Source organism: Chryseobacterium sp. MFBS3-17 (assembly GCF_020687745.1).
Classification (GTDB): domain Bacteria; phylum Bacteroidota; class Bacteroidia; order Flavobacteriales; family Weeksellaceae; genus Marnyiella.
In genome coordinates this window covers 178,288-202,469 of sequence record NZ_JAJEWK010000002.1, presented here as the reverse complement: position 1 = coordinate 202,469, position 24,182 = coordinate 178,288, and the positions used below count along the sequence as shown (strand labels likewise).

The following is a 24,182-nucleotide window of genomic DNA, read 5'->3' as shown; positions in this document are numbered from 1 at the left end:
GAAATAAAATCCGCAAACCACTAAAAAGGGCAGAAGTTTCAAAAACTCCTGCCCTCCTCACATTAAAAAATCAAAACTATGAACTGTTATTGTACTTGCAGAGGTTCCACAGTTCTCCGAACCTTTTTCTGCGGCGTCATGCCTTGCTTCTTATTCCGGAAATCCGCCTTATATTTTGCCATCTTCGCTGCTCTGCCTTCCTGCCATTTCGCATATTGCTCAGGGGTCAGAATCGCTTTCATTTCAGCATTTCTTGCTTCCTTTTTCGCTTTCATCTGTTCCATATTCTGCTTCATGGCTTCCCGGCTTTTATCCATTTGTACTTTTCGCTCTGCACGGTGTTTGTTGTGCATGGCCTCAATTTTAAGCATCTGATCCTGCGATAAACCTAATTCTTCCTTCATCTGAGCCAGATGCTGCTGCTTTTTCATCTGCATTTTCTCTGCTTTCATTTTAGCCATCTCAGCCTGCTGACTATCGGTAGCCGGTGACTGCTGAGCCATTGCAAATGTTCCTGCTGCGAACAATACTGCAGCGAATACTACTTTTTTCATATTTTGTAATTTGTTGGGTTGGTTTCTGTTTTTTGGATACAGAAATAACGTACAGGTTAAAGCCAGAAATGCTAAAGTTTGTTAAAATGAACAGCCTCCTTCAGCCCGGATCAGTTCAGCAATAATATCCCGGGTCTCATCCGGAAAATCAACAACGGGTACGGATCCATGCTCTGCCCAGCGCCGCAGTTTGTCAGGAAACTCTTCCTCGCTCCAGATGACCGGAATGCCCATTTTTTCCATGGCAAGTGCATTACATTGCTGTTCGTACTGATGGTGCATGGGAACAACCAGGACTTTTTTACCCAGAAATAAGGCTTCTGCCGGGCCTTCAAAACCGCCGCCGGTAAGCAGACCCGTGCAATTCTGAAGAGATTGCTGAAACAGTTTATTATTCACCGGAAAGACCTCAGCGTTATCTTTCTGGTAGGAATCTTTGGAATGTTTGGAGAAAATTTGCCAGTGAACAGGGATATTTTTGATTTGCTTTAAAATAAATTCGTCAGAATAGGCAGGCAGATACACGGTATAATGACCATCATCTGCCGGTGTAAGGCTGCGGATTTCACTGCGGATGACCGGCGTATGAATAAAGTCGTCATACCGTTTGAAATGAAATGCAATATAGCGTGAGGCCGGTGCATAATGCTTCAGTATGAATTTGCCCCAATGAAAACCTTTCAGCTGTGGGGTCTTTTCTGAAAGAAATGCAGACTGATGGCTCAGGCCCACGGACTTTTTGCCTCGCAGTTTACACGCCCAGGCGGTCACCGGTTCGAAATCGTGGATGATGAGGTCATAATCCTGTACGGGTAAACTCCGGATATCTTTAAGAAAACTCCATAAATCCGCAGTCTTCATGGTTTTAAGAAAATTCACACCTCCTTTCTTTCCGAACACGAATCCCAAGCCCGACAGCCGGAACTTCAGCGGATCATCCAGGGTAACTTCTGCCTGAGAACCGCTCAGCAGCAAATCTACGGAGCCATATTGCTTAAGATGCGGAATAATTTCACGGGCCCGGCTCACATGTCCGTTTCCCGTTCCCTGTATGGCATACAAAATTCTCATCAACCAAATTTAGCAATAATGAACGGCAAAAAATGTTTGTGAACAAAAATTAAAATGCTGCACGCAGGACGCAAAAAAGAAGAGTACGAAAACATACTCTTCTTTCAGTGGATTTATATAGATTTTGTGTTTTATCTCATTCCGCCGCCACCTCTGGATCCGGATCCGGAACTGCTTCGAGTGCTTTGTGAGTTACTTCTGCTGCTGTTCTCATTGCTGCGTACTGTGGTACTTCGGGTAGAACTTGCCGTTGATCTTGGCTGCGAGGAAACCGAAGAGGTACTTCTGGTTCCAGTGTTTGCCCGCGTATTTCCAGACTGCGTTTGAGTACGTGATGGTGTAGTTACTGCTCTGGTAGAAGACGAGGAACTTCTGGTTCCGGTGGCGCTCTCACTCCTTACACCTGTACTTTGCGATGCCGTATTATTGCTTCTCACCGAAGTAGACGCAGGATTAGAATAACTTCCTGTTCCGCTTCTTCTGCCGCTATCTTCCTTGAATCCACCTGGATTGTGAGGATTGCGGTTGCTGTTCCATCCATATTGGTTTCCATGCTTCTCCACAAAGCGGTTACGGTCTATTTTGTAGATATTGATGTTGACATTTCTATACCGGTTTGCTACTTTATATCTGGGCACATAATACTCTCTTCTGTAATTTTGGAAATACACCACCGGATGATATCCGTTATAGTAATTATTCTGAAATACAATGAAAATCTGCGGCCCCATAATTTGTCTTAAGGCATAAAAACGATCAAAATACCATCTGTCCGGGTTATATCTGTAGTATGAATTCCAGCTTGCGTAGCTGGCAAACATCCTGTTCAGTTTAATGATTTCCTGTACCTGCCATCTGTTCAGGCGGTGCATCCGGAAGAAATCGTTCCAGTTTACCATCACGATACTGTTTCTGTAGTCGTTATAGTAGCTTTGATAATAACTGTCGGCGTAATAATCTGAAGGATAGTCATAATAATAATCATCCGGAAAATAATAATCATCATCATAATAGCCGTATTGATTATTGTAAGAGGAGTTCCCCCAGCCGCTGTTCTGATATTGTGCGAAAGACAATGTTCCGATGGTGATTGCCAATCCAAAAAGTAGTTTTTTCATTTCGATCAAAGGTTTTAAAGTGTTATACCCTAAACAGATTAAAAAGCATGCCAAAAATCAGTTTCAAATCTCTGTAAACCCTTTATGTAAGGGACTTTGCATGTTTCAACCTATATCTTTGATGTCAAATACAGAAGGAAGTTAAATCCGCAGACCTAACTTCCCTCCATGCACATATAAAATACTGATAATCAGCTATATTATTTTCTCCCCGATTCCTGTACCCACTTGTAAATTTTCTGATTAAATTTATCAGAATTTTTAAGTTCGTCCAGATTCAGGTGCATTCTGTAGCGCCAGTAATGCGGAAATACAGCCGGAATATTGATTCGCTCTGCCTCCTGGTCCGGATTTCGGAGATCATGATCTGTAGCCAGAAATTCCTGCAGCGGGAAAATGGCCAACATGGCTTCATTATACAGATGCTGTTTCATGATGATTTCTGCAAGCTCGGGAACCAGTTCGCCGGGAGCAGTACCCCGCTGCAGAAGCTGTTCTTTAAAATATCTCAAAGACATTGCCCGGTCTTCCTGCCACCACTGTCTCAGTGTGGAACTGTCGTGCGTGCTTGGGGTGACCACATTCAGATAACCGGCATCTGCAGGATTATAGAAAGGAATATTACCGGCCGGCATACGCTGAACCTTGAGGGCGGCTATGGCCAGCTCATCCATCACCTGCGGCACACAGTCCGGAACCAGACCCAGATCCTCCCCGCAAATCAGCATTTCTGTAGCATTCAGAATCACCGGAAGTTTCTCCATGGCACTGCGATACCATAATTCATCCTGTCGTTTATAGAAATAATCCAGAGATAATTCGTACACAGCCTTTTGTTCATGTGCAGACAGGTATCTGAAACTTAGGGTATCCTGCAGGTTAAATCGTGGATGAAATACCGTGGCTCCTTCTCTTTCTTCAGTCAGAAATAATACATTGGCTGCAAGAGACATCAGTTGATCCTCATGAACACGATCCGTATTTTTTTCGAAAAAATCTTTCAATTTACGCTGGGTATCAAATTCCTCCTTGAAAACGTAGCCACCATCATTTGCTCGCTGCAGGAACTGATTCGCTACAGCATCTTTCGCTTCACCAAATATCTCCCGGAGAATCTGTTCATTAACAAAAGGCTTACAAAACCGCTCAAAATCAAAAGAAATTCTCCGGTTTTTAAACTCCTCCAGTGTTACCGGAATCGCAGGATAGAAATACCCCAAAATTCCCTGCACTGCAGTAACCGGCATCCGCCAAATCCTGAAGAAGCCCAGAATATGATCGATGCGCATGGCATCAAAATACTTTTCAAGAGCGTGAAATCTGTTTTTCCACCAGCGGTATCCGTCTGCCTTCATGGCTTCCCAGTCATAGGTAGGAAATTCCCAGTTCTGACCCAGTACGGTGAACTGATCCGGCGGTGCACCGGCCTGAAAATCCATACCGAAAAGTTCAGGTTCTTTCCATGCCTCCACCGAATAGCGGTAAATGCCTATGGGCAGATCCCCTTTGACAGATATTCCGAGTTCATGCATATAATCCACAGCATCTTTCAGTTGCAGATGGAGCTGATACTGCACCCACTGATGGAGCATTACGGCTTCGTAATCTTTATTCTGAGCCGAAAACATGGGTGCCACTTTCCCGGCAATGTATTTTCTGTGCGTTTTCCACCGGCTGAAATCAGGCGTTTTATACTTATCCCGCAATACGCAGAATGCTGCGTACGGACGTAACCATTCTTCATTTTCTTTCAGAAATCGGACGAAGTTGCGGTCTTTCAGAATCTTGTCTTTATGGTGATTAAAGATGTCTGTAATCATTTCCCATTTGCCATGCATCACCTTTTCATAATCTACAAATGGACCTTTATTGAGTGCTTCCCGCTGCGCAGCGAACTTGTCCTGCACTTCAGCTGATAGAGGGTATTCCAATTGCTCTACAGAAAGATACAGCGGATGCAATGCGTAAACTGAAATGGCAGCATAGGGATAGGTGTCTGTCCAGGTATGCGTAGCGGTAGTATCGTTAATAGGAAGTATCTGAACAATTCCCAATCCTGCCTTTGCTGCCCAATCAGCAAGAGGTTTCAGATCTGCAAACTCACCGGTCCCGAATCCGTTTTCGGTACGCAGTGAAAAAACCGGAACCGCCACACCGGCGTCATGGTACATTTGCTCAGCATGAAAACGGAAATAATGATCTGCTTTTACAAATAAAAGTTCAGCATCGGGATTCATCAATGCAAAGCGATTTTCGCCATATTCCAGGTTCAGAAGTTTCCCTGTTTGCTCATCCAGAATTCCGTACTTGTATTCGATATATTGATTTTCAGAAATTTCCACAGACACATCCCAGATACCGGGCGCAGTTTGAATCATGGGTACTGCATGGACATAATTCCAGTTGCCCAGAGTGTCTGTATTGCCCAGCAGCGCCATTCGCCAATGCGGATGATACAGCGGTGCTTCTATGCGGAACCAATGGGTGTGACGCCGGAGAATATTGTTCTTTTCGGGTTTAAAAGAACTTAATTTATGATGAAAAATTTTATTGTTCAGGTAATTCTCCGGAAAGTTTTTCAGATTCCAGGTATCAAAAATCCTGTATTCCTTGATATTGTGGGGAAAATGAAGCCGGTGCGCTACCGGTTCGGAGGCATGAAGCACTCCGTTTTCCACAATCTGATACCGGTAACAGATGTCCCGGGAGAAGAAATCGATTTCGGCAGTCCAGAGGCCGTTTCCTGCATAAAACATATTATGAATCTGATCTTCGTGGCCTTCCCCGGTAAGCAGAATTTGCATTTCGCGGCCATATCCCGTATGATAATGAATACTAAAGTATAATTTCATAGATAACGTGTTTTTCCGACAGCAAGTTAAGGAAAATCTTTGCCATTTACCGCACAAAAAAGAGATTTATACCTCACTGACAAAAGAGTTAGTTTGTTAATTATCATAGCATTACAATGACACAATTCGTACATCCTTGCAAACATCGACAAAAACTGAAATTATCAATATGACACAATAAGTTTTCTTGATAAAAATCTAAAGGTACTGCTAAGCGGAAATTTATACAGTCAATCACCGCGACCCGGTAGCCGTTGTATTCCCATGACCGGAAACAAAAAATCCTTCCCGTAACGCACAGGAAGGATGATATGTAGTATCACGAAATTACTCAATGATGATTTTGGCAGAACTAAGACGGTCGCCCTTTTCATTGCTTACATTCAGGATGTACAATCCTGTTTTCAGATTGTGAACCGATACGGATGCTGTTCCGGAACGCTGTATGTTCGCCGATTGTGACAGCACCTTTACACCGGACGCATCATACAGTTCCACGAAGAACAGCTTCATCTTGTCATCAGAAGTACGGATGAAAACTTCACCATCTTTTACTTTGGTAGGATACACCCTGACTCCGGCAAAATCTGCAGTAACATTTTTATTCAGATCATTCAGAAAATATTTACTGGCCAGATCATAGATGTTCAAATTGATTCCATTGTTCAGCGGTTTGGCACGGAGCGTGGCAAAATCCACTTCATAAAAACCCTGACCTTTGGCACTGCCCACCACAATATGACCATCGGCAGTTACGGCGGCACCATTCAGTGAATAACCTTCAGACAAGCCTGTAATACTGCCTACAAATGAGGCTGACATTGTTTTTGGGGATACACTGAAAACATTTCCGGAGGCGGCAAGAATATACAGATTCCCCGCAGCATCGGCCACCATATCTCCGCCATAGCCTGCGGCAGGAGTCTGCAGCGACTGACCCGGATCCGGAGAACGGTCCTGAATTTTCCCCATATTGGTTACAGTATATTTTCCGTTTTCTTCAGATATTCTGATCAGCTGCGAAGCACCATTGTCTATGGCATACACATGACCGTCTGCCCCGGCCGCCATTCTGGTTATATGAGTTGCCACCTGGCAGGCACTGGTTTGTATGGCATTATTTTCTACCAGCGTGATTTTTTTATTCTGCGTGTTCAGCACATAAATATTTGGCGAAAACATAGGAGAAAAGAACAGATGATTACCGGCATACGCCAGGCTAGCCATCGCTGGTGACTGGGCATGATGAACCGACTGGCGGCTTTCTGAAATATCCGTGTTTAAAATCTGGGAATGTACTTTCTGTACCTGATCTGCATTCAGAAAAACCGTTCCTGAACTGCCGGTGCGCAGATCTACCGCACGGAAATCATTGAACATGACATGGGTGGATGATTTACCGGTGAGGGCATAAACATCGTGCTGTGCATAGCCATAATTTAGGGCACACAAACATACCAGAGGTAGTAGAAATTTTTTCATGGGTGTATAATTTATAGATTTGGTGACACTAAGTTAGTGATTTTCAGCATAACTCAACGAAATTCGCACCTGTAATTCTACAACTAAACCTTTCTATATAAAACAAAACCCCTTTCCGGCTGCGGAAAGGGGTATGCTGATGAAAATGCAGCGTATTAAATAAGAGAATAGGTAGTACCCTCCCGACCGTCTTTCAGTTGTATGCCTTTTTCCAGCAAACGGTCCCGGATCTGGTCAGATAATTCAAAGTTTTTGGCTTTTTTGGCCTGCGCTCTCAGTTCGATGAGTACCTGCAGCGTCTCGTCCAGTTTTTCATTATTATTTTCCTCAATGTTCTGAAGTCCCAGCACCTCAAAAACAAAAGCATCCATCAGCTTCTGCAATTCATCCAGATCAGAAACCGAAACGGAGGCTTTGCCATCTTTCAATTTAAAGATAAAGTTTACCGCCTCAAATAAGTGAGCAATAAGCACCGGTGAATTGAAATCATCTGTAAGTGCTTCATAGCATTTTTCTTTCCACAGCGCCACATCCCAGTCTGACTCCGTGCTTTCTGTAGTATATTCTGCCAGAATTTTCATGGCATCCATGAGCCGGTGATATCCTTTTTCACTGGCCATCATGGCTTCATTAGAGATATCCAGCACACTGCGGTAGTGCGCCTGCATGAAATTAAACCTCACAATGGCCGGGTGGAAGGGTTTTTCGAAGAAATCATTCTGGCCGGATACCAATTGCATGGGGAGTATATAATTTCCTGTAGATTTACTCATACGCTGTCCGTTCATGGTGAGCATATTGGCATGCATCCAGTAATTTACCGGCGCTACGTCATTACACGCTTTACCCTGTGCTACTTCACATTCATGATGCGGGAACTTAAGGTCCATGCCACCACCGTGGATATCAAAATTATCTCCCAGATATTTAGTAGACATCGCAGTACATTCCAGGTGCCATCCCGGGAAACCCTCACCCCACGGCGAATTCCAGCGCATAATATGTGCCGGTGAAGCTGCTTTCCACAAGGCAAAATCCTGAGGATTTTTCTTTTCATGCTGTCCGTCCAGATCACGGGTATTGGCAAAAAGTTCTTCTATATTTCTTCTGGATAATTCACCGTAGTTCAGGCCTTGTTTATTGTATTCCAGTACATCAAAATATACGGAGCCATTGCTTTCATAGGCAAAACCTTTTTCAATTAATTTCTGCGTGAGTTCAATCTGCTCCAAAATATGCCCGGTTGCGGTAGGCTCTATGGTAGGTGGCAGGAGGTTAAATGCATCCAGTACCTTATGAAAATCCACCGTATATTTCTGTACAATTTCCATAGGCTCCAGTTTCTCCAGCCTTGACTGTTTTACAAAGCGGTCATTGTCTACATCTCCGTCATCGGTAAGGTGCCCGGCATCTGTAATATTTCTCACATACCGCACTTTATAATCCAGATGAACCAGCGACCGGTAGATAAAATCAAATGACATGAAGGTGCGCACATTTCCCAGGTGCACATTACTGTACACGGTGGGTCCGCAGACATACATCCCTGCAGTGCCCTCCAGTATAGGTTTAAAGATTTCTTTTTCGCCGCTAAGTGAATTGTATATTTTGAGTTGCATCCGTATTCTGTTTAATTATTGCTGATTTTCCGCTCTATTTTCTTTCCTCCGGAGTTTAATCTAACCGCGGATGACTGCCTACGTAATGCAGAAACTCCTGGCGGGTAATGGGATTGGTACGGAAGATTCCGCTGAGTTCTGCGGTAATGGTAGAGCTTGCCGTATCCTTAATTCCGCGACAATTTACGCAAAGATGTTTGGCATCAATGATACAGGCCACATCTTTGGTACCCAGCGCTTCCTTCAGCGCATCCACAATCTGCATGGTAAGGCGTTCCTGTACCTGAGGCCTTTTGGAATAGTAATCTACAATACGGTTAATCTTGGACAGCCCGATTACCTCACCGTTTGAGATGTACGCCACATGAGCTTTCCCAATGATCGGTAAAAAGTGATGTTCACAGAACGAATACACCGTAATGTCCTTTTCTACCAGCATCTGCCGGTATTTGTATTTATTGGAAAAAGTGGATATTCCCGGCTTATTTTCCGGGAGTAAGCCTCCGAAAATTTCGTTTACATACATTTTAGCCACACGGTTCGGAGAATCCTTCAGGGAGTCATCAGTCATATCCAGACCGAGGGTTTCCATGATTTGATGAAAATGCCTTCGGATGATTTCTATTTTCTCTGCCGGAGACTTGTCAAAAGCATCCGCGCGGATTGGGGTATGCTCCTTCCCCGTAAAAACGTCGTCATCGTTATCAAAAAAATCGTTCATAATCTTAATTACTCTTGCAAAATTAAGGATTTAATATGGAATTCCGGCAGATAAAAAGCCGTTCTGCACCCGAAAACAAGAGTGATTAACCCTCACAGAATCATCTGCATAAAAAAATATCGCTGCAAAAGTGCAGAACCATATTTTTTGTTTATTTTGCAACATATTTTCCGGCATGCAACACTTTCGCCGGAAAAGATGAATGCCAAAAAGAAACCCATGCTGCAAGTGATACCCGTGGAAAGTGATGCTCTGAGAAAAGAGTTTCTGGATTTCCCCTCCCTGTTGTACCGTAATGACCAAAACTATATACGCCCGCTGGATCAGGATGTGGAGGCCGTTTTTGACAAAGAAAAAAACAAACTCTTTAGAACCGGCAGTTGTGAGCGGTTTATTTTCAGGAACGAACACGGAACCACGGTAGGCAAGGTAGCCGTTTTCGTAAATGGAAAATACAAAATGGAACAGCCTACGGGGGGAATTGGTTTTTTTGATTGCATCAATGACCAACAGACCGCCAATTTTATTTTTGACCATTGTAAAAAATGGCTTCAGGAAAAAGGCATGGAAGCCATGGACGGTTCCATTAATTTTGGTGAGCGGGATAAATTCTGGGGGCTTCTTATTGAAGGATTTGAAGAACCATTATACGGAATGAACTATAACCCACCGTATTACCGTGAGCTTTTTGAGAATTATGGATTCAGAATTTATTTCAACCAGTTGTGCTACAGCCGGCCGGTTCATGCTGAAGTTTCCCGTGTATTCACGCTGATGCATTCCCGTCATAAACGTAATTCCGCTATTTCTGCAAAGCCTTTAAAGAAAAATCAGCTGGAAAAATTTGCCGCAGATTTCACAGAGGTTTACAATAAAGCCTGGGCCTCCCATGGTGGCGGAAAGGAAATGGAGTACGCCAAAACACTGAAAATGTTCCGCAGTATGAAACCAATTATCAATGAACATATTTCATGGTTCGTGTACGAAAACGAGAAACCCATTGCCATGTGGATGAATATTCCGGATCTGAATCAGTGGTTCAAGTACCTAGGCGGAAAAATGGGACTTCTGCAGAAACTTCAATTTCTGTGGGTAAAAAGATTTAAGAAGAACTCCAAAATGGTGGGCATTGTTTTCGGGGTAGTTCCGGAATGGCAGAAAACGGGCATTGAGGGTTATATGATCTGGGAGGGAACCCAGCATTTGCGTAAGCATACCGATTTCAGAACGACGGAACTGCAGTGGATTGGCGATTTCAATCCCAAAATGATGAAAATAGCCGAAAATCTGGATACTACAGTGACCCGCAAACTTGCAACATTCCGGTATCTTTTTGACCGGAACAAACCTTTTGAAAGACATCCTTTGTTATAGAGCAATATAATAACATATTAAAAAAATAATTAACTTCGCCATATATTTTAACACCAAGATATCATGAAAAAAATATTTACAGCAATATTTGCCATATTTGTAATGATGGCATCTGCGCAATATGACATCAATCTTTCCACACATAAAGTAATGGAAGACAACTGGTTCAAGTCTGTTTTTCAGGAAAACATTGCAGACATAGAAGGTTCACCATACTACGACTCAAAATTCAACCCGGCGAAACTGGTTGGAACCGAAGAATTTTTACCCGTTCGGTATAATATCCTGCACGATAATCTGGAGTTCATACGGGATGAAAAGATAATGGTAGTACCGAGGGAAGAACTCTACAAAAGTTTTAAATTCAGCCACAATGGTGAGCAAATAGACCTAATCAACAACACTTATTATATAAAGTTTCACGAAGGGCGGAACGTCAGCGGATACCTGAAACCTACCGTAAAATTTCAGAAATTTCAACGGGCAACAAGCGGTTATCAAGAAGACAAACCTGCAAAATTCATCAGTACTCCCCCAGATTTCTTCGTGGAGATAAACGGACAACTGACTCCCGTACCCAAAAATCAAAAAGAATTCATCAGTATGTTTCCGCAACGCAAAGAGCAATTACAGAAGTACATGAAAGAAAACAGAATAAAACTGAATGACAAAAACGATCTGAACAAAATTTTACGATTTCTGAATCTATAAATTATACTTAAAAACCACGGTGGCCATCAGAAAATTTCTGCGGCCACTTTTTTTACGTGTGTACTTTTTCCCATGGAATAAAAATGCAGAATCGGCACACCGAATTCTACCAGTTCACGACACTGACTGATGGCCCATTCTACGCCGATCTCACGGACAGCGGAATTATTTCTAGCCCTGGCCACTTCCAGAACCAGGTCATTGGGAATATCTACTTTAAAACGGTGCGGAATGGTACTGAGCTGGCTCTGGGCTACCAGAGGCTTGATGCCGGGAATAATGGGGATGGTAATTCCTTCTGCTCTGCAAACTTTGACAAAGTCAAAAAATTTTTGATTGTCAAAAAACATCTGGGTAATGATGTAATCTGCACCCGCTTCCACTTTCTTTTTCAGATGATGAATATCCTGACTAAAACTGGCGGCCTCCATATGTTTTTCAGGATAACCTGCCACGCCAACGCAAAAATTCGTAGCACTGCAATATTCTGAATCTTCGTCCAGATAAACGCCCCGGTTCATGGCGGCAATCTGCCGAACGAGATCACGTGCATACGCATGGCCGTTTTTTTCTGCACGAAAGTAAAGTTCAGACTTCACTGCATCACCGCGCAGCGCCACTACATTATCAATTCCCAGAAAATCCAGATCAATGAGGAAATTCTCAGTATCCTCGCTGTTGAATCCGCCGCACAGAATGTGTGGCACTGCATCTGCTTTATACTTATTCTGTATTGCGGCACAAATACCCACTGTCCCGGGTCTTTTCCGCACGATACGCTTTTCCAGCAGACCATTTTCACGCTCCATATATTCATATTCTTCCCGGTGATAGGTCACATCTATAAAAGCCGGATTAAAGTCCATGAGCGGATCGATGGCATCAAAAATTGACTGAATATTCTGTCCTTTCAGCGGAGGCAGGATTTCAAAGGAAAAGAGAGTTTTCCCGGCGGAACTGGCGATATGTTCTGTGATTTTCATTTTGAAACGGTGACAAATATTGGTAGTGATATAAAACAATTAAACTTCTGCTAAAACAGGCCTCAGCCACTTCCGGGCTTCAGCCAGATCCATATTTTTTCTAGCGGCATAATCTGCCAGCTGATCTTCACTTATTTTTCCGACACCAAAATATTTCGAATGCGGACTGGCAAAATAATATCCCGAAACTGCAGCAGTGGGAAACATAGCCAGACTTTCTGTGAGTTCCAGTCCTATATGTTCCTTTACATTCAGCAAACTCCAGATGGTCTGTTTTTCCAGATGATCAGGGCATGCCGGGTAGCCCGGTGCCGGGCGTATTCCGGAATATTCTTCGGCAATCAGGGCTTCATTATCCAGATTTTCATCCGCCGAGTACCCCCAGAATTCCGTGCGGACCTTATGGTGCAGATACTCAGCAAAGGCTTCAGCTAACCTGTCAGACAGTGCTTTTGCCAATATAGAATTATAATCATCATCAGCCTCTTTGTATTTGCGAACCAATTCATCTGTCCCGAATCCGGTGGTCACCGCAAAGCAACCGATATAATCCCGGACACCATTTGCAGCAGGTGCCACAAAATCGGCCAGTGCACGGTAATCTTTACCGGAAGAACGCTTCAATTGCTGGCGCAATGTGCGGAATACGGCAAGGGTCTCCCCTCCTTCATGATAAACCTCTATGTCGTCATCGTTTACAGAATTGGCCGGGAAAATTCCGAATACCGCTTTCGCACTCAGTAATTTTTTGTCAATAATCTCCCGGAGCATGGTTTGTGCTTCAGCATAAAGCTCGCTGGCCTGCTCACCTACAATTTCATCAGTCAGGATATCCGGGAATTTTCCATAGAGTTCCCAGCTCCTGAAAAAAGGACTCCAGTCCAGAAAATCTGTAAGTGCTGCCAGGTCCTGGTCCCTGATAATCTGTACTCCGGTGTACAAAGGCGGTGTAATCACTTCCTTAGTCCAGTCAATCCTGAATTTTTTTCTGCGGGCCTCTGCCAGAGGTATATATTCCTTTTCAGTTTGTCTTTGAAGAAATTTTTTCCGGAAATCCTCATTTCCTTCCTTGTTTTCTCTGATGTAACTTTCACGCCGGCTGCCCAGCAGTGCACCCACTACCCCTACCGCACGCGAAGCATCATTTACATGAACTACAGGACCGGGATATGCCGGATCAATTTTCACTGCCGTATGCGCTCTGGAAGTAGTGGCACCGCCAATGAGCAACGGAATATGCAATTGCTGCCGCTGCAGTTCGCCCGCCACGTGAACCATTTCGTCCAGACTGGGCGTAATGAGACCGCTGAGCCCAATGGCGTCCGCATTTTCATCTATAGCCGTCTGAATTATTTTTTCGGCAGGAACCATCACTCCCAAATCCACAATTTCATAATTATTACAGCCCAGTACCACAGAAACAATATTCTTTCCAATGTCGTGCACATCTCCTTTTACGGTAGCCATCACAATCTTGCCACTAGCTGGCCGCGCAGTATCTTTCTCTGCTTCGATGAACGGCTGCAGATAAGCGACCGCTTTCTTCATGACACGGGCAGATTTTACCACCTGAGGCAAAAACATCTTACCACTTCCGAAAAGATCTCCTACTACCGCCATTCCATTCATCAGATAAACTTCAATGACATCTAAAGGTCTTGAGCTTTGAAGCCTGGCTTCTTCCACATCTTCTAGAATGTACCGGTCTATACCTTTCACTAGGGCTTGGGTGATTCTGGCTTGCAGAGCTTCCTTTCTCCACACCTGGTCTTCTGCAACCTGCTTTCTGGATTTTTGATGAGATTCAGAATAGGCTAATAATCTTTCTGTGGAATCACTACGGCGGTTCAGCATTACATCTTCCACCAGCTCCAGCAGCTCAGTTGGTATATCATCATAGATTCCCAGCAATGCAGGATTTACTATTCCCATGTTCATGCCCGCACGGATGGCATGATACAAAAATACCGAGTGCATGGCCTCCCGTACCAGATCATTCCCACGGAAGGAAAAAGAAACATTGGAAACACCACCCGAAACAGATACACCGGGCAGATTTTCCCTGACCCAGCGGGTGGCTTCTATAAAATCTACCGCATTTCGGCGGTGCTCTTCCATTCCTGTAGCCACGGGGAAAATATTCAGATCAAAAATAATATCCTGTGCCGGAAAATTCACATGATGAACCAATAGATCATAAGACCTGCGGGAAATCTCAATTCTTCTTTCCACATTATCTGCCTGCCCGTGTTCATCAAATGCCATGACCACTACAGCAGCTCCGTAGCGCCGGATTAATTTGGCCTGGCGGATAAACTCCTCTTCACCTTCTTTCAGGCTGATGGAATTCACCACACACTTTCCCTGTACCACCTGCAATCCTGCTTCCAGGATTTCCCATTTGGACGAGTCAATCATGACCGGAATTCTGGCAATGTCGGGTTCTGCAGCAATCAGATTCAGGAATTTCACCATACAGGATTTCCCGTCCAGCAGGCCATCATCAAAATTCACATCCAGAATCTGGGCACCACCTTCCACCTGGTGCCGGGCAATCTCCAGTGCCTCTGTAAAGCTTTCTTCTTTAATGAGCCGAAGAAATTTTCTGGATCCGGCAACATTGGTTCTTTCGCCCACGTTGATAAAATTAGATTCCGGAGTGATGACCAATGGCTCCAGACCGGAAAGTTTTAGATATTTCATAAGAATAAGATTCCCTGCCCGGCAAACTGCCGGATTAAATTAAATACTTGATATTCAATAGATTTACATTGTTTCTTCCATCACTTCATGAATGGAAGTGGCATTGGTTTTCAAAAGTTGATAATGCTTACCCAGTGCGACCGTAATGGGAAACTGTTTGTAGTTAAAATGATGCTCTGCTGCAAATTTTTTTACCTCATCAGTGATTTCATCATAGTAAACATAACTGTAATTAGGAAACAGATGATGGGCGACATGAAAATTGAATGCACCCAGAATATGGCGGATGAACCAATTATTATTAGACAAATCATTGGTTACCTCAAACTGGTGCCGAATCCAACTGTAGGGAAGGCCGTTTTCCTCGTCCAGCAGCGGAAAATCATTTTCCGGCAGCGGATGCAGCGGCAGAAGGACAAAAAGCGCAAAAACACTGGCCACTACAACCTGGAGAAACCATGCCCCTAGCGCCAGTTGCCATGATACTCCGAAGAATAAGACCGGAACCACGATCTGGTAAAAAAAGTAAAACGCTTTGAAGAGAACCATCTTCACCTTCTCGGTGACGGGAATCTGCCCCTGTGTTTTCTGGATAATCCGGTTCCGGTCAAAAAAATCCCGGAAATCCCGGATGAACATCCAGTTAAAAAGATACAACGGATAAATGAGAAAGAAAATCCGATGCTGTATTTTCTGAATACCCTTTGCCTCTACGTGGGGATAAATCTTCAGCACCCCGCTCTGTTCTATATCCGTGTCCCACCCGTCAACATTTGGATATGCATGATGGCTTACAATATGCCTCTTTTTCCAGATATAGGAATTGGCTCCCACAAAATCAAAGATGCTCAGTACTGCTTCATTCCATTTTTTATTTTTAAAAATATTATTATGAGCGGCTTCATGAATGAGATTCAAATAAATCAGCACCAGTGTAATACCCATCAGTACGAAACCGGCCACGTACAAATAGGCATTTGACCGGTAATACACTGCCAGTGCGTAGAAGCCGAAATACAGCAGCGGTAATAGAATGGCTTTGATCCGTACAGACCAATCTCTGTTGTCATTAATAGCTTCTACACGGGAATTCACCCTTTTCCTCAGCTCATTAAAGAGCGTTGTTTCTTCCTGAATTTTCTGATAAGAAGGTTTTTTCACAATCATAAATTTTAACAAAAATAAAAATGATGCAAAAATTATACAATATTCCATTAGTTCTTCATTTCAAGTTCAGACGGAATGCGCGGCGCCACTCCCTGTACCAGATCAGCAATTGATTTGATATGCTCCGGCGTTGTACCACAGCACCCGCCCACAATATTGATCAGTCCTTTGTCCAGGTATTCCTTCACCTGTGCGGTCATCTGCTCTGCAGACTCGTCATACGCCCCGAATGCATTGGGAAGTCCAGCATTGGGATAAGCAGAAACATAGAAAGAGGACTGAGCTGCCAGCGTTTCCAGATAAGGAACCAGTTGTCTGGCACCCAGTGCGCAATTGAATCCCACACAGAGCAAGTCCATATGCGACACCGAGATTAAGAAAGCCTCTGCCGTCTGACCACTGAGGGTTCTTCCCGAAGCATCCGTAATGGTGCCGGAAACCATCACAGGAATCGCAATATTTCGTTCCTCCCGGAGCTCATCAATAGCAAAAAGCGCTGCTTTGGCATTTAACGTATCAAACACAGTTTCCACCAGGAGTATATCTGCACCTCCGTCCAGCAAAGCCTGCGCCTGCAACCGGTATGCCCGGCGAAGATCTTCAAAGGTAATGGCCCGGTATCCCGAATCGTTTACATCCGGACTCAGACTTGCCGTTTTATTGGTAGGACCTATGGCACCGGCCACAAAACGTGGTTTTGCGGGAGTTTCTGAGGTAAACTCATCACATACCATCCTCGCAATACGGGCGGATTCATAATTGAGTTCATACACCAGCTCCTCCATCCCGTAATCGGCCATGGCAATCGCAGTTCCGGAAAAAGTATTGGTTTCAATAATGTCTGCACCCGCCTGCAGGTATTTGCGATGTACTTCAGCAATCGCCTCGGGTCTGCTGAGCGAAAGCACATCATTATTTCCCTTCAGGGGGACCGGCCAGTCCCGAAACCTTGTGCCCCGGTAGTCTGCCTCCTGAAATCCGTATTGCTGCAGCATGGTTCCCATGGCACCATCCAGGACCAGAATACGTTCTCTGAGTGCCTGATATAAAATTTCAGAATTTTTCATAAAGCTCTTATTTTGGAGACACGAACTGGCAGAATATTCCCTTTCCCGGTGATTCTCCCATACATGACTACAGGTAAGAATCTATACTTAAATCTGTAAGATTCACAGAAATGAACAGCATAGCGGAACAGCGCATGCGAAAATGGATTACGATAAAGCCGTAACCAGTCAGGTAAAGATTTGTAAGCAGGTGTATGCAGCGGGTTTTCCATTCTATTGTTTTAATAAAATGAAAATGCCACCAAGAAAGACATGGATAGAGGTTCGTTATCTGTTTCGCAGCAGCGAATAGAATGTAGCACCTTCTTCGTTTCCGAAGGGTTGCCAAGGCTTCACAGAGTCTAGTCTCTCCACCTTTCTTGATAACATTTTCAATATGTAAATGAACAAAATCTGCAGCAAAGGAAAGAAATAATTTAATCATCTGCAACTATTTTCATCAAATTCTTTTTTATAAATAATTTTTATTTTAGCACTCATAAATGTTGATTTAATGAGTGCAGAAAAGGAAAGAGTACAAAAAGAAGAGTGGAAAACCTGGGGTCCGTACGTAAGCCACAGACAGTGGGGAACCGTACGCGAGGACTACAGTGCGCATGGAAACGCATGGGGTCACACCCTGTACGAAGAGGCCATCAGCAAAGCATACCGCTGGAGCGAAGATGGCATTGGCGGCATCTGCGATGACAAACAAAAGCTGTGTTTTGCGCCCGCTTTCTGGAACAAAAAGGATAAGCTGATTAAAGAACGATTTTTTGGCCTCAGCAATCCACAGGGCAATCATGGGGAAGATGTAAAGGAACTGTATTACGAACTGGATAATACCCCATCTCACTCTTATATGAAGATGCTGTACAAGTATCCCATCAATGCGTTTCCGTACGAAGAACTGGTAGCCGAAAATGGTCGAAAATCCAAACTGGAACCGGAATTTGAACTCGCAGATACCGGCATTTTCAAAAACAATGAATATTTCGACATCTTTATAGAATATGCCAAAATAAATCATGATGATATCCTGATTCGTATCACCGCCGTAAACCGCAGTGCCATACAAGCACCACTCGTGATCTTACCCACGCTATGGTACCGCAATAACTGGAACTGGGGATACGGCGACTATGAACCAAAACTAAGTTCTTCGGTCAGTGGCGTCATCGATATCGAACACGACTCACTGCCTCAGAAGAAACTCTATTCCCGCAACCCCGATGTGCGCACCCTGTTTTGCAATAACGAAACGAATTCTGAAAAGATTAATGGCATCCCCTCTGAAGCCAGATATTTCAAGGACGGCTTTAATGATTTTCTGGTCTATGGCCAGTCATATACCGTGAACCCCGAGAATACCGGAACCAAAGCCTGCTTCCTGATTGACACCGAAATTAAAGCCAGAGAAAGCCGCGTGTTTGACTTCCGCCTCAGTCCGCACGATATGGAAAATGCTTTTTTTAACTTTGACGAAATATTTCGCTTAAGGATAGAAGAGGCAAATGAATTCTATGCTGATCTGCAAAGTTCCATAGAAAGTGACGAAGACAAAAACATTCAGCGGCAGGCGCTGGCGGGACTTCTCTGGAACAAACAATTTTATCATTATAATGTCTCCAAATGGCTGAAAGGCGATCCAAAACTGGAGGCTCCCCGGAATTTTGACGGTCATGTACGCAACCGGGACTGGCAGCACATGCAGAATAAGGACATCATTTCCATGCCCGACAAATGGGAATATCCGTGGTTTGCGACGTGGGATCTGGCCTTTCACTGCGTGCCGTTTGCGCTCATTGATTCAGATTTTGCGAAACATCAGCTGAAACTGCTGACCAAAGAATGGTATTTGCACCCGAACGGACAGTTGCCGGCCTATGAATGGGATTTCAGTGATGTAAATCCGCCAGTGCACGCCTGGTCTACCTTCCGGGTCTTTAAAATTGATGAACGCATCCATGGTAAAGGTGACATTGCTTTCCTGGAAAGTGTCTTTCAAAAACTCCTGCTGAATTTCACATGGTGGGTAAACCGCAAAGATAAAAATGGCAAAAACATCTTCGGGGGCGGATTTCTGGGTCTGGACAACATTGGCGCATTTGACCGGAACATGGAATTTAAAAACGGGCAGCACCTGGAGCAGGCAGACGGCACCAGCTGGATGGCCATGTTTGCACTCAATATGATGCGTATTTCCATGGAACTGGCTCTGTACAATCCTGTCTACGAAGATATGGCCATTAAATTTTTCGAGCATTACCTCTACATTGCCGAGGCTATGGAAAACATCGGAAACTCCCGGCACGGACTCTGGAATGAGGAAGACGGCTTTTTCTACGATGTCCTTCAGCTTAGGGACGGTGAAGCAGTCTCTCTGAAACTGCGCAGCATTGTAGGCCTGATTCCGATGTTTGCCGTAGAAGTGATTGAGCATGACACGCTGGCTCAGCTTCCTGCTTTTAATGCCAGAATGGAATGGATTCTGAAAAACAAACCCGATCTTGCCAATCTGGTATCGCACTGGGAAGTAGAAGGTCAGGGACGCAAACATCTGATGAGCATTCTGCGAAGAACCAGACTCAGCCAGGTGCTGCACCGGATGGTAGATGAAAAGGAATTCTTATCCGATTACGGCATTCGTTCCCTGTCCAAAATCTACGAAGAAAACCCCTACACCTTTTCGGTAGACGAAAAGGATTTCACCGTACGTTATACGCCCGCCGAAAGCGACAGCAGTATGTTTGGTGGCAACAGCAACTGGCGGGGACCCATCTGGTTTCCTATTAATTTCCTGATTGTAGAAAGCCTGCAGCGTTTTCATTACTATTACGGAGACAGTTTGCAGATCGAATTTCCCGCACACAGCGGTGAGATGAGAAATCTGGCTGATGTGGCACATCACCTCAGCGAGCGACTTATTTCACTTTTCCGCCGTGATGAACACGGACGGCGTCCGGCCAACGGAACCTGCACCATTATGAATGAAGATGAACATTTCCGGGATTACATCCTGTTTTCAGAGTATTTTGACGGAGACACCGGCAAGGGACTGGGCGCGTCTCACCAGACGGGCTGGACAGCCACTGTGGCCAAGCTCATTCACCGGGCGTGGAATTCATAAAAAATCAATCTTTACAGGTAAAAGCAACCTGCCTTTAGTCCCGGGCAGGTTTTTCATTGACAAAAACCTCGTAGAGCAGTTCCATCTCCGGATTCAGAGATTTGGATACCGAACAGTATTTTTCAAATGATAAAGCGGCTGCTTTCCGGGCTTTTTCCGGATCTACAGGGCCTTCCAGAAAAAACCGGACGGTGATTTTACTGAATGGTTTTGCCTCATCTACCGCCGTACGTTCGCCCTCTGTTTCTGCACGGAAACCTGTCACTTCCTGCCTTTGTTTTTTCAGAATGGAGACCACATCAATGCCACTGCAGGCGACTACGGACATGAGCAGATTTTCCATGGGAGATACGCCGCGGGCACCCGCTTCAGAGGTATTATCCAGCAGGACGGTATTTCCTGCGTCATTACGGCATTCAAACAAATATTCGTTATTGATTCTTTCCAGTGTAATTTTCATGATTCAATAATACAAAATAAATAAAGCCAAACAATCGTCTGGCTTTATTATTTACTGCTTGGTGAGTATAATTTTTTAAGGCAAAGTAATGGTTCTATCAAATGGAGGTTGGCCAGGGAGATTCACCTTAATTCCGTATTTTAAATTGCGTCATATCATTAAGCAAAACAGAAAGTGGTTGCCCGATATAATTCGCTTTATTAATCTCGAACTGCTTCAGATAATTCAGCGTATCCAGTTGTGCATAAGCACATATAGATACGAAGAAACTTATGATAAAAAAATACTTTTTCATTTGTTGAATTTTTAGTAAAGTTAGTTATTTTAGATTACAATCATCGGTTTTACCGAAAACACTTACGGGTACGTAGATCCCCGGTGCTATCATCATGGGGATTTTATCTTCTTTTACTAATATGAGTATAGGAAGCAAAGTGAAAAGACATAGAGAGTTTAAAGGCATATCACAAGATGAACTTGCTTTACGGTTAGATGTTGCACTATTTCGAGCATTGAATCTGACAAAAGCATACCAAATTCCATCTTATTGAGTAAAATTGCTAACGAGCTGGACGTGGATCTTAACGATTTTTTCACTGATGGGCAACCCAATATTATGACCAATAATGAATTTCGTGATAGCGCGATTGCTGCAGTTAATCAATATAATCCGGTATTTAATTTTCAGCAATCTCCAGAATTCCTACAGACCATTTTAAAAAATCAAGAACAAATCACAAAACTTATTGAAGCTCAGAACATACTCATTTCAAATCTATTACATAAGAAATAAACATCAATTTACAAAACCCCTCTGGCTTTAATTTCCAGGTATTTATTGATGACTTCCACATTCAGGTGCTCCGGCAGGGTATAGATGGTATAGATTCCATATTTTCTGAGTTCCTGAATGATGAGTTTCTTTTCGTATTCAAATTTTTCGGCAATGATCTGATCATAGACCTGCTGTATGTGTTGCGGCGGGGTATGAATCAGTTGCTGCAGTTCGGAATTTTTAAAAAACACCACCACGAGTAAATGGTTTTTAGCAATTCCCCGCAGGTATTTCATCTGGCGGTTTACCGCATCCAGCGTTTCGAAATTGGTAAACAGCAGAATCAGACTCCGCTGTCCCATGCTGAATTTTACATCCTGATACAGGCGGCTGAAGTCACTTTCAGCAAAACTGGTCTGTACATTATACAACGCCTCAGATATTTTTCTGAGTTGACCCGATTTGTTCTCTGCTGCAATTTTGTTTTCGGTTTTCCGGGAAAAAGTCATCATGCCAGACTTGTCACCTTTCTTCAGAATAATATGGCTGAGTGCCATGGCCGCATTGATGGAATAATCCAGCAAACTGAGTCCCCCAAAAGGCATCTGCATGGTTCTTCCGGTATCAATCACCATAAAAACACGCTGTGCTTTTTCGTCCTGATATTGATTGACCATCAATTGGTTTCTCTTGGAAGTAGCCTTCCAGTTAATCGTCCGCACATCATCGCCCGGAATATATTCCTTAATCTGTTCAAACTCCATGGTGTGTCCCAGCTTCCGGATTTTCTTAATGCCGCCCAGAAGAAATTCATTTTGCAGTGCCATAAGTTCATAGGCACCCAGATGGATGAATGAAGGATAGCACGGCAGCATCGCATCTTTCTGAAAGGTATACCTTCTGGAAACTAGCCCCAGCGGTGAAGTGACAAAGACATTCAGATTTCCGAAACTGTACTCGCCCCGTTCCTTTGGCTCCAGCACATACTCCAGAAATACGTTTTTACCGGAGGTAATTTTCCTTCGAATTTCAAAATCCCGCATCTGAAACTGAAACGGAACTTCATCTGTAACGGTAGTTGTCACCGTAAAGAAATAATGATTTTTAACATCCACCTTCACCGCATTCTGATCTCCGTTCGAAAGTTTCTCCGGCAAAATTCTCTGTGCAGAAATTCCCTTCTTATGGTTAAACAAGAATAAAACATCCAACAAAATCAGGATGCTGAGCACTACCAGAACGCCATGCGCCCAGGGCAAAAGCACCGGAAAGAAAAAAGCCATGACATACCCGGTGCCCGCTGCAAAAAGGCCATAGAAAAGACGGTTATTCAGAAATAAATTCTTCATGAACTTTGTTTGTGTACCCCAGTAATTACCTTGGAATTTCAATACTTTCCAAAATCTGACGAATGATCTCATCTGCCGTCAGCCCTTCCATTTCACGTTCCGGGGCGACCATGACGCGGTGACGCAATACCGCAAAGCTGGCATCCTTAATATCTTCCGGGGTCACAAAATCCCGGCCCCGGATGGCTGCAAACGCCTTTGATGCGCCAAGAAGGGCAATACTTGCGCGGGGTGAAGCACCCAAATAGAGAAACTGGTTTTCGCGGGTACTGACAATGATCTTTGCAATATACTCCAGCAGATGCTGCTCTACCACAATCCGGGTTACAATTTCCTGATAATTTCTGAGTTCCTGGCCGGTGATGACCATCTGTACGGCATCAGTTTTATCCTGCATGCCGGTTTCGTGCTGGTTTTTAATGATTTCCACTTCCTGTGCCAGATCCGGATATCCCACGTTGATTTTGAACAGAAAACGATCCAGTTGCGCTTCCGGCAGCCGGTAAGTGCCTTCATGTTCAATCGGATTCTGGGTCGCAATCACAAGAAACGGAGTTTCCATTTCATAAGTGGCACCATCCATGGTAATCTGCCGTTCTTCCATGACCTCAAACAATGCCGACTGTGTTTTTGCCGGCGAACGGTTAATTTCATCAATCAGAATAAAATTTGAAAAAACCGGCCCCTGTTTAAAGTCAAATTCAGAAGTTTTGACATTGAAAACTGAAGTTCCCAGAATATCTGAAGGCATCAGATCCGGAGTAAACTGAATCCGGCTGAATCCCGCATCGATGGTTTTGGCGAGTAATTTAGCGGTAATTGTTTTGGCCACACCCGGCACGCCTTCTATAAGTACATGGCCATTAGACAGTAATGCAGCCAGTAAATGTTCAATCATAGATTCCTGCCCTATGATGACCTTCCCGATCTCAGATTTAATCCGGTTCAGACTCTGCTGCAATCCGGACATGTCTATTCTGGAATGAAAATGTGATGATGCTTCTGTAGTATGAGATTCCGTATGCTCCATGATTTGTTTCTGTTTACTAAAAATTAAAACTAATGAT

19 protein-coding genes and 1 riboswitch are annotated in these 24,182 nt (G+C 43.9%); of the genes, 4 read left to right on the top strand and 15 right to left on the bottom strand.

Going from position 1 to position 24,182, the window contains the following annotated elements:
- Positions 1–86: 86 nt before the first annotated feature.
- The 7 genes from LKO26_RS01110 to folE form a co-directional block, all read right to left on the bottom strand.
- Positions 87–554: a hypothetical protein gene (locus tag LKO26_RS01110; protein WP_227585952.1), complete on the bottom strand. Its 468-nt coding sequence runs from the start codon at positions 552–554 to the stop codon at positions 87–89.
- Positions 555–635: 81 nt separating this feature from the next.
- On the bottom strand, positions 636–1,625 hold the full coding sequence (locus LKO26_RS01105) for a glycosyltransferase family protein (protein WP_227585951.1): 990 nt from the start codon (positions 1,623–1,625) through the stop codon (positions 636–638).
- 131 nt (positions 1,626–1,756) lie between these two features.
- Positions 1,757–2,743: a hypothetical protein gene (locus LKO26_RS01100; protein WP_227585950.1), complete on the bottom strand. Its 987-nt coding sequence runs from the start codon at positions 2,741–2,743 to the stop codon at positions 1,757–1,759.
- 200 nt (positions 2,744–2,943) lie between these two features.
- A complete protein-coding gene (locus LKO26_RS01095) occupies positions 2,944–5,595 on the bottom strand; it encodes a 4-alpha-glucanotransferase (protein WP_227585949.1) in 2,652 nt (883 codons plus the stop codon).
- Positions 5,596–5,922: 327 nt separating this feature from the next.
- On the bottom strand, positions 5,923–7,077 hold the full coding sequence (locus tag LKO26_RS01090) for a T9SS type A sorting domain-containing protein (RefSeq protein WP_227585948.1): 1,155 nt from the start codon (positions 7,075–7,077) through the stop codon (positions 5,923–5,925).
- Between the two features lie 155 nt (positions 7,078–7,232).
- On the bottom strand, positions 7,233–8,696 hold the full coding sequence (gene cysS, locus LKO26_RS01085; RefSeq protein WP_227585947.1) for a cysteine--tRNA ligase: 1,464 nt from the start codon (positions 8,694–8,696) through the stop codon (positions 7,233–7,235).
- Positions 8,697–8,751: 55 nt separating this feature from the next.
- Entirely contained in the window at positions 8,752–9,417 is a 666-nt protein-coding gene (gene folE, locus LKO26_RS01080) for a GTP cyclohydrolase I FolE (protein WP_227585946.1), read from the bottom strand.
- Between the two features lie 198 nt (positions 9,418–9,615).
- Here folE and LKO26_RS01075 point away from each other — a divergent pair, with 198 nt between their 5' ends.
- The gene (locus LKO26_RS01075; protein ID WP_227585945.1) at positions 9,616–10,791 is read left to right on the top strand and encodes a hypothetical protein; all 1,176 of its coding nucleotides are present in this window, start codon (positions 9,616–9,618) and stop codon (positions 10,789–10,791) included.
- A gap of 63 nt (positions 10,792–10,854) precedes the next feature.
- Complete coding sequence (locus LKO26_RS01070) at positions 10,855–11,502, top strand: hypothetical protein (RefSeq protein ID WP_227585944.1); 648 nt, start codon at positions 10,855–10,857, stop codon at positions 11,500–11,502.
- Positions 11,503–11,528: 26 nt separating this feature from the next.
- Here LKO26_RS01070 and metF read toward each other — a convergent pair whose 3' ends face one another.
- The 4 genes from metF to LKO26_RS01050 all read right to left on the bottom strand — a co-directional run bounded on the left by metF (position 11,529) and on the right by LKO26_RS01050 (position 17,422).
- The gene (gene metF, locus LKO26_RS01065) at positions 11,529–12,485 is read right to left on the bottom strand and encodes a methylenetetrahydrofolate reductase [NAD(P)H] (protein WP_227585943.1); all 957 of its coding nucleotides are present in this window, start codon (positions 12,483–12,485) and stop codon (positions 11,529–11,531) included.
- 39 nt (positions 12,486–12,524) lie between these two features.
- The gene (gene metH / locus LKO26_RS01060; RefSeq protein WP_227585942.1) at positions 12,525–15,188 is read right to left on the bottom strand and encodes a methionine synthase; all 2,664 of its coding nucleotides are present in this window, start codon (positions 15,186–15,188) and stop codon (positions 12,525–12,527) included.
- A gap of 63 nt (positions 15,189–15,251) precedes the next feature.
- A complete protein-coding gene (locus LKO26_RS01055) occupies positions 15,252–16,355 on the bottom strand; it encodes a fatty acid desaturase family protein (RefSeq protein WP_227585941.1) in 1,104 nt (367 codons plus the stop codon).
- A gap of 47 nt (positions 16,356–16,402) precedes the next feature.
- Positions 16,403–17,422 (bottom strand): homocysteine S-methyltransferase family protein, encoded by a 1,020-nt coding sequence (locus LKO26_RS01050; protein WP_227585940.1) that lies wholly within the window; start codon positions 17,420–17,422, stop codon positions 16,403–16,405.
- 264 nt (positions 17,423–17,686) lie between these two features.
- A riboswitch (SAM riboswitch) is annotated at positions 17,687–17,791 on the bottom strand.
- Between the two features lie 124 nt (positions 17,792–17,915).
- Here LKO26_RS01050 and LKO26_RS01045 point away from each other — a divergent pair.
- Positions 17,916–20,531: an MGH1-like glycoside hydrolase domain-containing protein gene (locus tag LKO26_RS01045; protein ID WP_227585939.1), complete on the top strand. Its 2,616-nt coding sequence runs from the start codon at positions 17,916–17,918 to the stop codon at positions 20,529–20,531.
- A 34-nt stretch (positions 20,532–20,565) separates the two neighbouring features.
- On the opposite strand, the gene LKO26_RS01040 is transcribed toward LKO26_RS01045, so the two are convergent.
- Both LKO26_RS01040 and LKO26_RS01035 read right to left on the bottom strand, forming a co-directional pair.
- On the bottom strand, positions 20,566–20,991 hold the full coding sequence (locus LKO26_RS01040; protein WP_227585938.1) for an OsmC family protein: 426 nt from the start codon (positions 20,989–20,991) through the stop codon (positions 20,566–20,568).
- Positions 20,992–21,118: 127 nt separating this feature from the next.
- Positions 21,119–21,286 (bottom strand): hypothetical protein, encoded by a 168-nt coding sequence (locus LKO26_RS01035; RefSeq protein WP_227585937.1) that lies wholly within the window; start codon positions 21,284–21,286, stop codon positions 21,119–21,121.
- 252 nt (positions 21,287–21,538) lie between these two features.
- On the opposite strand from LKO26_RS01035, the gene LKO26_RS01030 reads away from it, so the two are divergent.
- Positions 21,539–21,784 carry a hypothetical protein gene (locus LKO26_RS01030; protein ID WP_227585936.1) on the top strand — a complete coding sequence of 82 codons (246 nt, stop codon included), beginning with the start codon at positions 21,539–21,541 and terminating at the stop codon, positions 21,782–21,784.
- Positions 21,785–21,792: 8 nt separating this feature from the next.
- Here the strand turns inward: LKO26_RS01030 and LKO26_RS01025 are convergent, their stop codons facing one another.
- Together LKO26_RS01025 and LKO26_RS01020 are read right to left on the bottom strand one after the other, a co-directional pair.
- Positions 21,793–23,115, bottom strand: coding sequence for a DUF58 domain-containing protein (locus LKO26_RS01025; RefSeq protein ID WP_227585935.1), 1,323 nt, complete (start codon positions 23,113–23,115; stop codon positions 21,793–21,795).
- A gap of 25 nt (positions 23,116–23,140) precedes the next feature.
- Positions 23,141–24,145, bottom strand: coding sequence for an AAA family ATPase (locus LKO26_RS01020; RefSeq protein WP_227585934.1), 1,005 nt, complete (start codon positions 24,143–24,145; stop codon positions 23,141–23,143).
- Positions 24,146–24,182 lie beyond the last annotated feature (37 nt).

Coding starts and splice junctions, on each gene's coding strand:
- LKO26_RS01095 (WP_227585949.1), bottom strand. CDS start 5,595: ATGAAATTATACTTTAGTATTCATTATCATACGGGATATGGCCGCGAA.
- LKO26_RS01100 (WP_227585950.1), bottom strand. CDS start 2,743: ATGAAAAAACTACTTTTTGGATTGGCAATCACCATCGGAACATTGTCT.
- LKO26_RS01105 (WP_227585951.1), bottom strand. CDS start 1,625: ATGAGAATTTTGTATGCCATACAGGGAACGGGAAACGGACATGTGAGC.
- metH (WP_227585942.1), bottom strand. CDS start 15,188: ATGAAATATCTAAAACTTTCCGGTCTGGAGCCATTGGTCATCACTCCG.
- cysS (WP_227585947.1), bottom strand. CDS start 8,696: ATGCAACTCAAAATATACAATTCACTTAGCGGCGAAAAAGAAATCTTT.
- LKO26_RS01090 (WP_227585948.1), bottom strand. CDS start 7,077: ATGAAAAAATTTCTACTACCTCTGGTATGTTTGTGTGCCCTAAATTAT.
- folE (WP_227585946.1), bottom strand. CDS start 9,417: ATGAACGATTTTTTTGATAACGATGACGACGTTTTTACGGGGAAGGAG.
- LKO26_RS01075 (WP_227585945.1), top strand. CDS start 9,616: ATGAATGCCAAAAAGAAACCCATGCTGCAAGTGATACCCGTGGAAAGT.
- LKO26_RS01110 (WP_227585952.1), bottom strand. CDS start 554: ATGAAAAAAGTAGTATTCGCTGCAGTATTGTTCGCAGCAGGAACATTT.
- metF (WP_227585943.1), bottom strand. CDS start 12,485: ATGAAAATCACAGAACATATCGCCAGTTCCGCCGGGAAAACTCTCTTT.
- LKO26_RS01070 (WP_227585944.1), top strand. CDS start 10,855: ATGAAAAAAATATTTACAGCAATATTTGCCATATTTGTAATGATGGCA.
- LKO26_RS01050 (WP_227585940.1), bottom strand. CDS start 17,422: ATGAAAAATTCTGAAATTTTATATCAGGCACTCAGAGAACGTATTCTG.
- LKO26_RS01025 (WP_227585935.1), bottom strand. CDS start 23,115: ATGAAGAATTTATTTCTGAATAACCGTCTTTTCTATGGCCTTTTTGCA.
- LKO26_RS01040 (WP_227585938.1), bottom strand. CDS start 20,991: ATGAAAATTACACTGGAAAGAATCAATAACGAATATTTGTTTGAATGC.
- LKO26_RS01055 (WP_227585941.1), bottom strand. CDS start 16,355: ATGATTGTGAAAAAACCTTCTTATCAGAAAATTCAGGAAGAAACAACG.
- LKO26_RS01045 (WP_227585939.1), top strand. CDS start 17,916: ATGAGTGCAGAAAAGGAAAGAGTACAAAAAGAAGAGTGGAAAACCTGG.
- LKO26_RS01035 (WP_227585937.1), bottom strand. CDS start 21,286: ATGAAAAAGTATTTTTTTATCATAAGTTTCTTCGTATCTATATGTGCT.
- LKO26_RS01020 (WP_227585934.1), bottom strand. CDS start 24,145: ATGGAGCATACGGAATCTCATACTACAGAAGCATCATCACATTTTCAT.